The sequence below is a fragment of the Bacteroides acidifaciens genome, assembly GCF_024623065.1.
Classification (GTDB): domain Bacteria; phylum Bacteroidota; class Bacteroidia; order Bacteroidales; family Bacteroidaceae; genus Bacteroides; species Bacteroides acidifaciens.
Map to the genome: position 1 here is coordinate 1 of NZ_JANJZR010000094.1, position 14,663 is coordinate 14,663.

Genomic DNA, 14,663 nt, shown 5'->3' on the forward strand with positions numbered 1-14,663 from the left:
GCTTAAAGAAAATGAACCGAGTTGTATAGTAATGAATAAAAAAGAAGGTGTATCGTGCATTACGACACACCTCCTTTCTGTCTATCTGATTTCGATTTCTTCCTTCATGTCGATTTCCTCTCCATGTGTATCATAGAACACATATTGCAGAAATGCGAGTTTTTGACTTGGAATAATCTTGATACCGAATCCGTATTTCATCTGCCACTTCCGTTTCAGGGAAACGAGTCCCTGGTTGATGTAAGCGGCGACATACGGATGGACGTGTAACGAGAATTTCTTAACCTTCAGTTTATTGACCAGGTAATCAATTTTACTCTCCAAAGTGTCCGTAAAAAGAATGGACGACTTGATAGTGCCTTTGCCGAAGCAAGTAGGGCAGGTTTCGGTCGTGTTGACGTCCATTGCCGGACGCACACGTTGGCGTGTAATCTGCATTAGCCCGAATTTGCTAAGTGGCAGAATATTATGCCGTGCCCTGTCTTTCTGCATATTGGCACACATTCGTTCGTAAAGCTTCTGACGGTTCTCGGCTTCATTCATATCAATGAAGTCCACGACGATGATACCACCCATATCTCTTAATCGCAATTGGCGAGCCAGCTCATCGGCGGCTCCCAGGTTTACTTCGAGTGCGTTACCTTCCTGCCCGTTGGCATTCTTGGTGCGGTTACCGCTGTTCACGTCTACTACGTGAAGCGCCTCAGTGTGCTCAATAATCAGGTAGGCACCACTTTTGTAAGAGATTGTTTTACCAAACGATGATTTAATCTGTTTGGTGATACCGAAGTTGTCGTAAATGGGAAGCTGGCCTTTGTACAGTTTCACGATATTAGCCCGGTCGGGCGCAATCAGTGATACATAGTCTTTGATTTCATTGTACACAGCCTCATCGTTGACGTGAATATTCTCAAAAGAAGGGTTGAAGAGGTCGCGCAACAAACCTACGGCGCGGCTGGTTTCTTCATAAATCAACGTCGGATACTTGGTGGCTTTCTGTACTTTTGCCATCGCGTCTTCCCAGTGCTTAACCAGGACTTTAAGCTCTCCGTCGAGTTCGGCTACGCGTTTGCCTTCGGCTACTGTGCGGACGATGACACCGAAGTTTTTCGGCTTGATACTCATCAGCAGTTGTTTCAGACGGGCGCGTTCTTCGCTCGATTTAATTTTTTGCGATACGGAAACCTTGTCGTTGAAAGGGATGAGTACGAGATAGCGTCCGGCAAACGAAATTTCGGACGTCAGTCGCGGTCCCTTAGTGGAGATAGGTTCCTTAACGATTTGCACCACTACTTCTTGTCCCACCTTGAGGGTATTGGCTACTGTTCCATCCTTGTCAAGATCGGGAAGCAGGGTTGCCTTGCTGATGGTGGTCAGCTTCTTTTTGTCGCTTAAAGTCTGCTTTACAAACTTTTCGAGTGAGTTAAATTGAGGACCCAAGTCAAGATAATGAAGGAAAGCGTCTTTCTCGTAACCGACGTCTACAAAGCATGCATTCAGTCCGGGCATCAATTTCTTGATACGTCCCAAATACATATTGCCCACAGAAAAGGAAATGTTTCTTCCTTCGCTCTGAAGTTCCACCAGGCTTTTGTCTTCGAGAAGGGCGATGGAGACTTCTTTGGGCTGTACGTCAACTACTAGTTCACTTGTCACTGTTTTGTTTCCTTATTATTGATTGAATCTCATTTATATGAACAACTTTTTTGACAAATTGTTCGTTTGGGGTTAGCTACTTAAACAAAGAACAAACTTGAAAGACATAGGGCTTCGCAAGTTTGTTCTTTATTTCTGTGTGATCCAGACTTAAAAATTATTTTTTGCTTTTATGTCTGTTCTTTCTTAATCTTTTTTTACGCTTGTGCGTAGACATTTTATGTCTTTTTTTCTTTTTTCCGCTTGGCATAGCTTCACATTTTATGGGTTAATACTCTTGTTTATTATTTCTTTACTGAAATTGTAAATGTCTTAGCCGGTTTGAAAGCCGGAATGTTGTGCTCAGGGATGATGATAGTAGTGTTCTTAGAAATATTACGAGCAGTTTTCTGTGCTCTTTTCTTCACTACGAAACTACCGAATCCGCGTAAGTACACGTTCTCATCGTTAGACAATGAATCTTTAACAGCGTCCATGAATGCTTCAACTGTTGTAAGAACTGTCTGCTTGTCAATTCCAGTTTTCTTTGTAATCTCGTTTACAATATCTGCTTTAGTCATTTTTCCTTAAAAAAAATATTATTACTATGTTGTTGCTAATTTTTTGGACTGCAAATATATAGCTTTTTAAGCTCCTAAAAAAATATATTATGCACATTTTTTCTAAAAAAATGGTGGCGTTGAATTTTCTTAGAGTCAAAAGAGTTACTTTTGTATGGCTTTTGAATAATAGCATATGTAAGATAAATGTTAGATGATACGTTAAGGATGGTCTTATGAATGAGTTTACTGAAACGATTATAAAGTGGTATGAGGAGAATAAACGTGAATTGCCGTGGCGGGAATCTTCTGATCCGTATCTGATATGGATTTCGGAAATTATCCTTCAGCAGACACGTGTGGTGCAGGGATATGATTATTTTCTTCGTTTCGTCAAGCGTTTTCCTGATGTGCGGACATTAGCGGACGCAGAAGAGGATGAGGTGATGAAATACTGGCAGGGATTGGGGTATTATTCACGTGCCCGGAATCTTCATGCTGCTGCAAAAAGTATGAATGGGGTTTTCCCGAAAACGTATCCGGAAGTGCTGGCTTTGAAAGGAGTGGGGGAGTACACGGCTGCGGCTGTCTGTTCGTTTGCTTATGGCATGCCTTATGCGGTAGTGGATGGGAATGTATATCGTGTGCTTTCACGTTATTTCGGTATTGACACGCCGATTGATTCGACAGAGGGGAAGAAACTCTTTGCAGCTTTGGCGGACGAGATGCTGGACAGGAAGCGGCCGGCTCTTTATAATCAGGGAATTATGGATTTCGGAGCGATTCAGTGTACTCCGCAGTCGCCTAATTGTTTGTTTTGTCCGTTGTCAGACAGTTGTTCGGCTTTTTCGAGGGGGCTGGTCGGCAAACTGCCGGTGAAGCAGCATAAGACGAAAACGACAAACCGTTATTTTAATTATATTTATGTACGTGCGGGCGCGCATACCTTTATTAATAAGCGGGTAGCGGATGATATTTGGAAGAATCTGTTTGAGTTGCCTTTGGTAGAAACTCCAACGGCTTTGTCGGAAGAAGAGTTTTTGGCTTTACCTGAGTTCCGGGCATTCTTTGCGTCGGGAGAACAGCCGGTGATTCGTTCGGTTTGCAGAGAGGTGAAGCATGTGTTGTCTCACCGGGTGATTTATGCTAACTTCTATGAAGTGGTATTACCCGAAGAAACGGCTTCTTTCAGTAAGTTTCAGAAAATAAAGGCGGAAGAATTGGGGCAATATGCTGTTTCCAGATTAGTGCACGCTTTTATAGAGAAGCATATCGAATCAAAATAAAAGTTACAACAATTCTTGCATCCTATTGTTATTCTGTTTAATTTTGGCGGCGCATTTGAAACTAAGAATAATAAACTTGATACATATATGTCAGTAAATAAAGTGATATTGATTGGGAATGTGGGGCAAGATCCGCGGGTGAAATATTTCGATACAGGCTCGGCTGTGGCAACTTTCTCGTTAGCTACGACAGAACGTGGCTACACGTTGGCTAATGGAACCCAGATTCCTGACAGAACAGAGTGGCATAATATCGTTGCGTCTAACCGTTGGGCGGAAATTGTAGATAAGTATGTACACAAAGGGGAAAAACTGTATTTGGAAGGAAAGATTAGGACTCGTTCTTACACCGACCAGGCAGGTGCTACGCGTTATGTTACCGAGATTTATGTAGATTATATGGAAATGCTGTCTCCAAAAGGAGCTAATCCGGGGACTTCTGCTTCTGCGCAACAACCCGGCGTCGGTCAGCCACAACAACCGCAGCAATCCCAACAAATGCAGCAGGCGCAACTTGTACAAAATAATCCGGCAGACGACTTGCCGTTCTAAATAATGTGATAGTGTGCCGATAGGTTTTCGCGAGCAGATTGGCACATTATCTTTTGTTAAACTAAAATATATACTCTTTGGACTCAGATGGTTATTTAAGCCAATTGGCTGACATTTTCAACGGTATTACCGTAAACACTCCTTCTATCTCTGCTGTTATAGCCATAGTACTGGCAGGTGTGCTCCTGCTTGCTTCCGGTTTTGCTTCGGCTTCTGAAATCGCTTTTTTCTCGCTTTCTCCTTCAGACCGGAATGATATTGACGAACGCAATCATCCTTCCGATGATAAAATAAGTGCCCTTCTTGATGACACCGAACGTCTCTTGGCAACGATATTGATTACTAACAATTTTGTGAACGTGACCATTATCATGCTCTGCAACTTCTTTTTTATGAATGTCTTTGTTTTTCATTCTCCGTTGGCAGAGTTCTTGATACTGACTGTAATACTTACTTTTCTGTTGCTCCTGTTCGGTGAAATTATGCCGAAGATTTATTCTGCGCAGAAGACGCTGGCTTTCTGCCGCTTTTCCGCACCGGGAATTTATTATCTGGAAAAGGTATTTTATCCGGTAGCTACTGTCCTTGTACGTTCCACTACTTTTCTGAACAAGCATTTTGCCAAGAAAAGCCATAATATTTCAGTTGACGAACTGTCACACGCATTGGAGCTTACGGATAAAGCGGAACTTACCGAAGAGAATAATATTCTGGAAGGAATTATCCGTTTTGGTGGGGAGACTGTGAAGGAAGTAATGACATCACGCCTGGATATGGTGGATTTGGATATCCGAACGCCTTTCAGGGAAGTGATGCAATGTATCATTGAGAATGCTTATTCGCGTATTCCTATCTTTGCCGGTTCGCGGGATAATATTAAGGGAGTGCTGTATATCAAAGACCTTCTGCCTCATGTGAGCAAGGGGGATAATTTCCGTTGGCAGTCGTTGATTCGTCCTGCGTATTTTGTGCCGGAGACGAAGATGATTGATGATTTGCTGCGTGATTTCCAAGCGAATAAGATTCATATTGCTATTGTCGTAGATGAATTTGGCGGAACTTCCGGGCTGGTGACGATGGAAGATATTATCGAGGAAATTGTAGGGGAGATTCATGACGAGTATGACGATGAAGAACGTACATATGTCGTGCTGAATGACCATACCTGGATATTTGAAGCGAAAACGCAGTTGACTGATTTCTATAAGATTGCGAAAGTAGATGAGGATGAGTTTGAGAAAGTGGTGGGGGATGCCGATACCTTAGCAGGTATGTTGCTTGAGATTAAAGGTGAGTTCCCTGCATTGCACGAGAAAGTGACTTATCACAATTACGAGTTTGAGGTATTGGAGATGGATAGCCGCCGTATTCTGAAAGTCAAGTTTACAATTCTGCCTAAGGATACGGAAGGTGCGGAAGAGAAAGATTAATCTTTGAAAGAATAATTAAGAAAGCAGATTCGAGAAAGCATAATCACTTAAATAAAATCCGAAAGCTAAATCAAGCAAATGTAAAATGGCGTTATTTCTGCAACATAAGACGAATGATATACAGTGGGCTGTATGGAAGATGGAAGAATCTTTGGATACATTACTGGCTCTTCTGCCCGAAGCGCGAAGAATCTCTTGCGAACAGGAATTGAACCGCTTTGTCTCCGAACGGCGGAAATTGGAATGGACATCTGTCCGTGTCTTGCTGTATTCAATGCTTCAGGAAGACAAGGATATTGCTTACTCTTCTGAAAACAAACCTTATCTGTCCGACCATTCTTTCTTTATCAGCATTTCTCATACAAAAGGATATGTAGCTGTGATTCTTAGCTCCCGGACTGCTGTCGGCATTGATATTGAACAATACGGTCAACGTGTCCATCGGGTATCAGACCGCTATGTCCGTTCTGACGAACAGACGGAAGCTTATCAGGGAGATATAACTTGGAGCCTGTTATTGCATTGGTCTGCAAAGGAAGCGGTTTTTAAACGTATGGAAGATGCCGACGCTGATCTTCGTAAACTCCGTTTGACGCATTTTGTTCCTCAGGAAGAGGGTACGTTTCAAGTTCAAGAGTTGGTGACGGGGTTGCAAAAGCTTTATACTGTCGGTTATCGTATTCATTCGGACTTTGTGTTGACGTGGACGCTGAATTGAATATGGAATTTGAATATAGCATAAGGTTAAATCTGATATAAATAGGAAACGGTGAATAATAAGTGGAGAATCTCCTCTATTATTCACCGTTTTATTTGGCTACTTCTCTTTCTTGTTCACTTGGTAGCTTGACGTGCCTGACGGGCATTTCCTGTTTATACGGATAGCCTTTCTAGCTGGACTGTGAAATGTCGCATCAAAGGAGCCTCCCAAGCGATACGTACTCCGCGGGTAATGCTTTCTCTTCGTTCATATACATTTTTGAGGGCGGCGGCTATTACGTTCATATGATTGTCAGTGTACACTCTGCGGGGGATGGCAAGACGCAGTAAATCGAGTCCGTTGAATCGGTTTTCATGAGTAACCGGGTCACGGTCGGCAAGAATATAGCCGATTTCGCATCCACGGATACCGGCTTCCAGATAGAGCTCAACAGTCAGTGTCTGTGCCGGAAATTCTTCCTTGGGTACGTGTGTCAGCACTTTGGGCGCATCGATGAAAATGGCATGACCGCCGGCAGGACGCTGATAGGGGATTCCGTATTCATCCAGTTTCTTTGCCAGGTATTCCACTTGCTTGATACGTGTTTCTAGATTATCGAATTCGGTATTTTCATCCAGTCCGATGGCGAGTGCGTTCATGTCCCGTCCGTTCATTCCACCGTAAGTGAGATATCCTTCGTATTGTACGCAGAAACCTTTTGCGCCTTCATACCAGTCTTCACGCCGTGTGGCTATGAATCCGCCCATATTGACGATTCCGTCTTTTTTGGCGCTCATTGTCATGCCGTCGGCAAGGGCAAACATCTCTCGTGTAATTTCCTTAATAGATTTATCCCGATAACCTTCTTCACGCATTTTGATGAAGTAAGCATTTTCAGCAAAGCGGGCGGAATCGAAAAGTACCGGTTTGCCGTATTTATCGGCAATGGCTCGTACTTCGCGTAAGTTCTGCATAGATACAGGCTGTCCGCCGGCTGTGTTGTTAGTAATGGTTACGATGATAAAAGGGATGCGTTCGGTGTATTGAGTCAGAGCTTTTTGTAGTTTGTCAGGGTCTACATTTCCTTTGAAGGGGAGTTCAAGTTGTGTCTCTTTGGCGGCATCAATGGTGCAGTCTAATGCGGTGGCACGACGTCCTTCGATATGTCCTTTGGTGGTGTCGAAGTGTGAATTTCCGGGTACGATGTCTCCTTCGTGTACCAGATAGGAGAAAAGTACATTTTCTGCGGCACGTCCCTGATGTGTCGGAATGATATACTCAAATCCGGTCAGTTTCGTAATCATCTCTTTCAGTTTGAAGAATGATGTCGCACCGGCATAACTTTCATCACCGAGCATCATTCCCGCCCATTGGCGGTCGCTCATGGCTCCTGTTCCTGAGTCGGTTATGAGGTCTATATAAACTTGTTCTGATTTGAGTTGGAAGACGTTGTAATGTGCTTCTTTAATCCACTGCTCGCGTTCTTCACGAGTACTTTTACGGATGGGTTCTACCATCTTTATTTTCCATGATTCAGCAAAAGGTAATTCCATTGTAGTATATTTAAGTGTTTAATTCGACGAATATAGCTAAAACTGCTTTAAATACCAAGAAAATGATTGCTTTTTGTTAGAAAAGAGTGGGCGGAAAATGTATTCGCAGGGAAATGTATAAAGAAAGAGTAGAAGCTTTAGGCAAAGAGAAGGTGTCAGAAATGATAAAAGAGCTAAACTTCTTACTTCGAAAGTTTAGCTCTTTTATTTAGATAAGGAATAAATATGAAATTGATAGTTCGACAGAAAAATGTTTTATTTTTCTATTAGAGTAATATCATCAAGACAGAAGTATTTGCTTGTATTCATATATTGATCCATATCAGTAGAAGTGGGGACAAATTTTATTTTAACAGCTTTATGTAAAGCTGATAAATCGAACCAAATCCAGTCACTAACAGGTTTGTCCGCATTACTCTTATAGTCAGCTAATAAGATCTGAACACTACCAATCTCTTCGTCATTTTCATTGTAACCAGTTGCGGTTACTGTATATTTGTCTCCTTTAATAAAAGGTCTTGCGGTATTGTCGCCTTCAGTCATGCCGATGTAAGCACCAGCACTATTAGTAATCCAAGCTCCTTTTATACTATAGTTAGGGTCATTAATAGTCATAATTGCTAACGTACTGCCAAATTCAGCATCACTGTATGTACTTAAATAAACTTTTCCTGTTTTGGCTTTCCCGCATTGTGGCTGTGCATTGTAGGGATGATTAGTTTTATTCATATAAGTAAATCCAGCAAAGCTGTATCCACTTCCCCAATCAGCATAGAAGTGGTCAAAAGTGACAAGTCCTTTGGGATCTGTGATTGAGTACTTGGAATATGGATCGGAAGGATTGACTTTGGTTCCTTGATCGGTAGTAAATTCACTTTCAGTTTCTGCAAGCTGGTTCTCGAAACTAATGACAACTTCTTTTTTGTCACCACCTTTTGTTTCATCGTTATCATCACTACATCCGCAAAAAGCGAACACAGATACTAATAAGAATAAAGATAACTTTTTCATGTTTTTGCTCTAATTTTAATTATTAATAGTTTGATTATTTTTTGTAATGTAAGTTTTCTACTGTGACGAATTCAGTAGATATTTCTCCTGTCCAGCCTATGTCCTGATTGACGGCAGTATAGATTTTTACGAAGTCTATTTTGTCTAATAACACAGGTTGTCCGTTTGGGTCTACTGCCCAGTCTATTTTAAATTGACAGTATTCGGTTTTGTTGGGATGATTATCTGCATATCCCCAAGGATAACAATAGCCTACCCAAACATTACCCTCTTCTACGGCATTGTCTTTTAGACGTGTCCCATGGAAAGTTATTTCGTCTTCTTCTATCCAGTTAGGATAATAAGAGTCCTGTTGATGGAATGTATTACGCTTAATCAATCCTTCTTTTCCTTGGTTGTCTGTCCAACGCACATCGCCATTGGCCGGTTTGGGACGATAATAGGTGATTTCGTAATTACGTATTTCTGTATCTTTTCCGTACTCACTACCTGCCAACTCATACCATTCATCATCAGGTATCCCATTATTGTTTATATCTTTCGAGACTAATACTATTCCAGGTTCAGCGCTTCCACCGAGTGCTCCCGTTCCAGTATTCTTGTTGTAAGTGGCATTTCCCCATATCTTGAAATCATATTCCCCTTCGATATTAGGAATTGGTTGAGGAAATCCTACTGTTATTGTTCCGCCGAATCCGCCCAATGATATAATTGATTTCTGTTGTATCCTTCGGGTAGCTTCTTTTAATACGTCTTCATAAGTATATCCATCTTTGTAAGCCGACGTACTCGTATTGATAAACTGTCCGGGAGCCGGTTTGTACTCCCATACTTTATTGGCGAAAGCCAATGAATTTTCAGTTTCTTCGGTATTATCATCAATGTCGCTTTGTGAAGCTTTGTCGCTAAATACAATCGTGTTCGGATTCAGTCCGATATTATTCAGACGGAATTGCAGTTGTCCTTGTTGGTTGAAACAGAGCAAATCTCCGTATATGGTGTAATCATAAGCATTTGTGATATACACGTTGCCACTATAAGGATTCACATTGATACCGTAAGGAGTATCAATGCTTGTTCCATCCGTAATGAAATTCTCACGAACGGTTTTTCCTGTTTTCAGATTGAATGTCTTGATAGAAGATGTTTGCGTACTATAATTGTAATTGTATAGATAGGCTATTTCTCCGTCAATGGCAAAGTTTTGTACTTTCTCATTGTAGTGAGTTACTTCATTTGTTTGACAGTCTATTTTGGCAAAGTTGTAATTTCCTGCTTCTACATCTTCTCCGCGGGTTGCTACATAAACGGTTGTTCCATTCGCACCGGCTACAATCTTGCCCGGATTCGGTCCTACTGTAATTTTATTAATCTCTTTGAATGTAGCAATATCGACGACAGATACAGTATTGTCTACGCCTGAACCGGATGCATGATCCAAGCCACCGGAATTGGAAATATATAACTTTCCGTTTTGTACACAAATTCCGTCGGGATTACGTCCTACTGATGCGACGCCATCTATAGCGAGGGAAGTTGTATCAATTCGTGTCACTGTTCCATCGTATGAACATACATAGGCTTTTTCTTTATGGAAAGCAATGTATCGCGGCTCTCGTGAACTTCCGTTTTCAGCTTGTATTTGAATTTGCTTCAAAGAGTTTCCTGTACGGAAATCTACTACTTCTACTGTACTGGAAACATTGACAATGACATATATCTTACCGCCATAAATAGCTAAATCATTTGCTGTATCTCCCAATCCCCGATGGTTGATTGTATTAAAATAGTTGCGCACCATTCTCTGGTTTCCGAAAGAGAAGCGCATCAATGAACTGTTATTCTGATTGAATAGTCCTTCACATAATGCATAGAGCTCGGCTGTATCTGTTTCAGTCGGGTCACCTGCAATGTCCGAGGTAAAAGGCTTGTCTTCCATATCATCACAAGCTGTGAATAATAATAGCAGCGGCAGACAGAACCAAAATATATATGTTAATTTCTTTTTCAAATCCATATCCTGCTTTTAGTATATTATTTTTAGCGTTGCTCTTACCGAACGTCCCGGCATCGGAAAGTATCGTACTATCTCATAATTCTTATCCATCAGGTTCAGTACTTCTACACTGAGCGAACTTGTAACTTTTCTTATCCGGAAGTCGCGGCTCGCCGAGATACTGTGGTCACTGTAACTATCCAGTCGGTTTGCTGCGATGTTCTGTCCCACTGTATAGCGTTTTCCCGAATAAAGGAATGAATAAGACATATTTATCCATGGAGTTTCGATGCCTGCTTGTCCTGAGGCTGAAACACGGGGAGTATAGGCTATCTGATGTTTATAAGTCGACTTATCCTTATTCGAATCAGGGTCAGTGACATCCAACGCCCGTTGATATGTATAATTACCGGACAGGTTGATGCGTATTTTCTCCCAAGGTTGAAGAGACAAGTTTCCTGTGACGTCGATACCTTTAATATCTACACTTCCCAAGTTTCTCATACTCCATATAGCAAGGTTCTTGGTAGGATAAGCAATGATTTTATCCGTTACTTTGTTATAGTATGCATCAACGGTTGCAGAAAGATAAGGAAGGAATGAGCATACATTCTTGCTGTATGTCAGACCGATATTATATTGCTTCGCATTCTCAGGCTTTAGTTTGGTGTTTCCCACTTCCTGATAGTATAAGTCATTGAAGCTAGGCAGACGGAAAATGTCTTTATAAAAGAAACGGATACGGAACTCTTCGTTACGGAATGGCTTGAATGCGGCGCTTACATATGGGGTTAGTTTGCGGTGATTGCCTGCACTGCCACCTTCCTTCACATCTTCGTTGATGATGGTTGCCAGGGCAGATGCTGAGATTGTCAGCCGGTCATTCACGTACTTTCCGGCAAAAGCTGTCAGCCATGAGTAGCGGGTGGGTTGCGCAAAATTAGCAAGATTAGTATCCATGGTATTGATACTTCCATCTGTAGAAAGAGAGAATGAAAGATTACTCAGCAATCTGTATAATACCGATGCTGAAAGATAATATTCCTGCTGATAATAACTGTTCTCCGTTTTCCCTAAAGAATTTTTGGTGTCGGGATCCAGATAGCGTTGATAACTCCAGTTCCACTTGGCGGAAGTTTGGAATACCCATTGCCGGCTGAACTCTTTCTTGTATTGGCTTTGTACGAATGTATTCTTGTCCCAAAGATGCTGCGCAGAGTAGTCGTTATAAAGTGTAGTAGCTTTCGGCAGTCCCCGAGAAGATTGGAAGTAATAAGCTTTCAACCGCCATTGCTCTTTGTCGGAGAAGTTGCCGTAAAGTCCGGCTTCGGCACGAAAAGTCTGCACATCGGTATTTTTTCTTTTCTCCCGTGACGTCAGGTCGTCTGCTGTATTTCCGTAGTGTAGGGTATATGGATATTGTCCGTCCGAAGACATCCATTCGCCATTGGCTGTGACTGTCCATTTAGAATTGAGTTGTTGTTCTAACAGAACCGATGGGTTGGCAAGCCCCCACGAACCGGTCTTGAAGGCGGCGCTGATATTCGTACGTTTCCCTTTTTTGAAGCGGGGAGTAAGTGTCTGTATATTCAGTATTCCTGCCGAAGCGAAGAAACGTGCCGGCTGGAAGATATTATCGCTTTGACCGTTGCTTAATGATAATTGGTCTACGTTATCGAGCGAGAAACGACCGATGTCAATCTGCCCCGTCTGGCAGTCGGTTACGGTGATTCCGTCATAACCTACGGCTGTGTGTTGTGCGCCCAGGCTGCGTATGGATACGGTTTTCAGTCCACCGATGCCACCGTAATCTTTCACGGTTACTCCGGCAAAATGCTTCACGGCGTCAGAAACTTGCAGGGCATGCAGGTTCTTCAGGGCATCTTTAGATAGTATTTGTAGCGGAGCGGTAGAACGCACCTCTCGTGTTTGATAAATATCGGAAACAGTAATTTCGGGGATGGAGTAGGTATGCGTCGTATCCACTTTTTGCTGTTGTGCGAAAAGTGTCGGGAATAAAAGTTGGCAGCAGATTACTGCACAGATACTCTTGTATAACCTTATATGTCTCATCCTTGTTCTACGGGTCTATTTTTCATTTTTTAAAGTGTCCGGGCGAAATCCCTTCGACCGGACACGCATAAATAAACTTGGCAGAGTTTATTAATTAAAACACACTTTCTCTGAATCAGAGTGATGAATGAAATGATAGACGGATTGTCCGGTTCATTAGATTCAACGCTTTTTCCTCGAAAGCAGTGAAATTGGGTGCATGGCAGGTCTTCTGACTTGTTCCTGTTGCGGACGCCTTCCCGGAAGTTTCTTTCCAGTGGCTAAAAGTAGGTTGTTCGCAACATATTTATAGAACTTACAGCAGCGGGACTGTTCAGGATTTACACCTGATTCCCTTTTAATCGCTTTCCTCGTATGTTTTTGAGGTCTGCGAACCAATGCGTGGCAAAGATAGGGAGTTTATTTGGCTTTTGCAAAGGGGGCGTTCTTTTTCTTTCGTCTTGATACGAAAGAAAAAGAACCAAAAAAGAAAGAATCAAGGCTGCGTTTTTTCAGCTACTCCGGTGTTTCCTCCGGCTAAAGGGCAGAAACTCGCTTCGCTCAAACAGGCTGCCCTTCTTAACGCCGGAGAAAACACCTGCGCTTGACGCTGAAAAAACGAGGCCGGGAAACCATGCGGCGTGGGCACGTGGTGTGTGGGCGTGTGCTACGGCATGGATGTGCGGTGTGGAAGTTGTTTATTGTTCGCCTTTCATTAGCAGGTATTCCTCGATGGCTTGGACAGGAGCATCCTTCAGAAGTACCGTTTTATCCTTGTTCAATAGGTAGAGGGTGGGGATGGCTCTCAAGTCATACAGTTGTTGTTCCTTGATAGCGAAGGTCTTGTCATATCCGTTAATCCATTCTTTGGGGAATTCATTCAGATGTTTCCGCCATTCGTTCAGTTCTTCGTCGGGGTAGATAGAGAGGACGGTCAACTTCTGTTGTGCTAAAAGCTGATTGATGACGGGTGCATTTTTTAATGCTTCTATTGTCTCCGTGCAGGCATGGCATCCCGGGTTATTGATAAATAATAAGGTATAGTCCGATTTCTGTTGATAAAGAGAACCTTGCGCGCCGGAGGCTAGTGTGTAGTTAAAGTTTAATGCTTTGGTTCCGATACGGTTTTTCTGAGCCAGTTCGCGACGGGCTTTGGGACGTACCTTTTCTATTTCTTCCAGTATGGGAGAAGCCAGCATGGCATCCAATACAGGTATATAAAACTCTTCATTACGCATCGGAGAGTTAGGGTCATATAAATATTTGTCTGCCAGGTCGGTGATGTAAGTGAATACTTTCTTATCCACATTTGTCCGTTCGATTGTTTTCCGCATAGCTTGCTGTGCCGTTTCCAACGGCACATGGTTCAGTATATCACAATAGTCTGCCCAAGCTTGTTCGGTCAGTTCGGGATGATGGATATAATTGGTATCAGCAAAGTTTACGTTATCCCAATAGTGCTTGACAAGGAAATCTGCTCGTTGTTCCGGTACCGTCATCATTGTCGGGATGGTTGGTAATGTGAAAGTTTTGATAGTATCCTGTGCCACTTTAGTTTTGTTTAAGCCGGAAGCGTTGCCATTTTTGCAGGCACAAAGACAAAGGAGACATACAATAGGAAGAATATTTAGATTCGTTTTCATAATTGGCTATTATTATAATTGAACTTTTATAAATTACATAGAAGACAAAGATAATGCCTTTTCATCTTATACAAAGAATTTTTTTCTCTTTTCTTCTTTGTCTTCTTTTAGAGCCTGTTTAAATTCTCTTCAGTCATAATATTATAGCTGATATTTTAACTTACCCCAGCTCTTCTTGTCGCGTCTGTCTGTAGTTGGCGGAAGGGGTGTTAACAGTTGCGCTCTTGGCTATTAATAGAAAACTT

General features: G+C 42.2%; 11 protein-coding genes and 1 riboswitch. Of the genes, 4 read left to right on the forward strand and 7 right to left on the reverse strand.

Annotated features, from left to right (window positions below):
• Positions 1 to 81: 81 nt before the first annotated feature.
• Both NSB03_RS17950 and NSB03_RS17955 read right to left on the reverse strand, forming a co-directional pair.
• Positions 82 to 1,656, reverse strand: coding sequence for an Rne/Rng family ribonuclease (locus tag NSB03_RS17950; RefSeq protein WP_136014850.1), 1,575 nt, complete (start codon positions 1,654 to 1,656; stop codon positions 82 to 84).
• Positions 1,657 to 1,940: 284 nt separating this feature from the next.
• Positions 1,941 to 2,216 carry an HU family DNA-binding protein gene (locus tag NSB03_RS17955; protein ID WP_004300646.1) on the reverse strand — a complete coding sequence of 92 codons (276 nt, stop codon included), beginning with the start codon at positions 2,214 to 2,216 and terminating at the stop codon, positions 1,941 to 1,943.
• 215 nt (positions 2,217 to 2,431) lie between these two features.
• Between NSB03_RS17955 and mutY the strand changes: the two genes are divergently transcribed.
• The 4 genes from mutY (at position 2,432) to NSB03_RS17975 (ending at position 6,181) form a co-directional block, all read left to right on the forward strand.
• Entirely contained in the window at positions 2,432 to 3,481 is a 1,050-nt protein-coding gene (gene mutY / locus NSB03_RS17960; RefSeq protein WP_024988487.1) for an A/G-specific adenine glycosylase, read from the forward strand.
• A gap of 87 nt (positions 3,482 to 3,568) precedes the next feature.
• A complete protein-coding gene (locus NSB03_RS17965) occupies positions 3,569 to 4,033 on the forward strand; it encodes a single-stranded DNA-binding protein (protein ID WP_024988486.1) in 465 nt (154 codons plus the stop codon).
• A gap of 77 nt (positions 4,034 to 4,110) precedes the next feature.
• Positions 4,111 to 5,463 (forward strand): gliding motility-associated protein GldE, encoded by a 1,353-nt coding sequence (locus NSB03_RS17970; RefSeq protein WP_121767115.1) that lies wholly within the window; start codon positions 4,111 to 4,113, stop codon positions 5,461 to 5,463.
• A gap of 85 nt (positions 5,464 to 5,548) precedes the next feature.
• Entirely contained in the window at positions 5,549 to 6,181 is a 633-nt protein-coding gene (locus tag NSB03_RS17975) for a 4'-phosphopantetheinyl transferase family protein (RefSeq protein ID WP_024988485.1), read from the forward strand.
• Between the two features lie 155 nt (positions 6,182 to 6,336).
• Here NSB03_RS17975 and tnaA read toward each other — a convergent pair whose 3' ends face one another.
• The 5 genes from tnaA to NSB03_RS18000 all read right to left on the reverse strand — a co-directional run bounded on the left by tnaA (position 6,337) and on the right by NSB03_RS18000 (position 14,418).
• Positions 6,337 to 7,716 carry a tryptophanase TnaA gene (gene tnaA, locus NSB03_RS17980; RefSeq protein ID WP_257466557.1) on the reverse strand — a complete coding sequence of 460 codons (1,380 nt, stop codon included), beginning with the start codon at positions 7,714 to 7,716 and terminating at the stop codon, positions 6,337 to 6,339.
• 255 nt (positions 7,717 to 7,971) lie between these two features.
• Positions 7,972 to 8,727, reverse strand: a complete 756-nt coding sequence (locus tag NSB03_RS17985; protein WP_024988484.1) for a DUF4465 domain-containing protein — start codon at positions 8,725 to 8,727, stop codon at positions 7,972 to 7,974.
• Between the two features lie 34 nt (positions 8,728 to 8,761).
• Positions 8,762 to 10,744, reverse strand: a complete 1,983-nt coding sequence (locus NSB03_RS17990; RefSeq protein ID WP_257466558.1) for a YncE family protein — start codon at positions 10,742 to 10,744, stop codon at positions 8,762 to 8,764.
• 9 nt (positions 10,745 to 10,753) lie between these two features.
• Entirely contained in the window at positions 10,754 to 12,796 is a 2,043-nt protein-coding gene (locus tag NSB03_RS17995; RefSeq protein WP_024988482.1) for a TonB-dependent receptor plug domain-containing protein, read from the reverse strand.
• Between the two features lie 184 nt (positions 12,797 to 12,980).
• Positions 12,981 to 13,191: riboswitch (cobalamin riboswitch) on the reverse strand.
• Positions 13,192 to 13,473: 282 nt separating this feature from the next.
• Entirely contained in the window at positions 13,474 to 14,418 is a 945-nt protein-coding gene (locus NSB03_RS18000; RefSeq protein WP_024988481.1) for a DUF5106 domain-containing protein, read from the reverse strand.
• Between the last annotated feature and the right edge of the window lie 245 nt (positions 14,419 to 14,663).

What these genes read in the sequence shown, in the direction of transcription:
- NSB03_RS17955 (WP_004300646.1), bottom strand. Translation starts at nt 2,216, where the DNA reads ATGACTAAAGCAGATATTGTAAACGAGATTACAAAGAAAACTGGAATT.
- mutY (WP_024988487.1), top strand. Translation starts at nt 2,432, where the DNA reads ATGAATGAGTTTACTGAAACGATTATAAAGTGGTATGAGGAGAATAAA.
- NSB03_RS17965 (WP_024988486.1), top strand. Translation starts at nt 3,569, where the DNA reads ATGTCAGTAAATAAAGTGATATTGATTGGGAATGTGGGGCAAGATCCG.
- NSB03_RS17975 (WP_024988485.1), top strand. Translation starts at nt 5,549, where the DNA reads ATGGCGTTATTTCTGCAACATAAGACGAATGATATACAGTGGGCTGTA.
- tnaA (WP_257466557.1), bottom strand. Translation starts at nt 7,716, where the DNA reads ATGGAATTACCTTTTGCTGAATCATGGAAAATAAAGATGGTAGAACCC.
- NSB03_RS17985 (WP_024988484.1), bottom strand. Translation starts at nt 8,727, where the DNA reads ATGAAAAAGTTATCTTTATTCTTATTAGTATCTGTGTTCGCTTTTTGC.
- NSB03_RS17990 (WP_257466558.1), bottom strand. Translation starts at nt 10,744, where the DNA reads ATGGATTTGAAAAAGAAATTAACATATATATTTTGGTTCTGTCTGCCG.
- NSB03_RS17995 (WP_024988482.1), bottom strand. Translation starts at nt 12,796, where the DNA reads ATGAGACATATAAGGTTATACAAGAGTATCTGTGCAGTAATCTGCTGC.
- NSB03_RS18000 (WP_024988481.1), bottom strand. Translation starts at nt 14,418, where the DNA reads ATGAAAACGAATCTAAATATTCTTCCTATTGTATGTCTCCTTTGTCTT.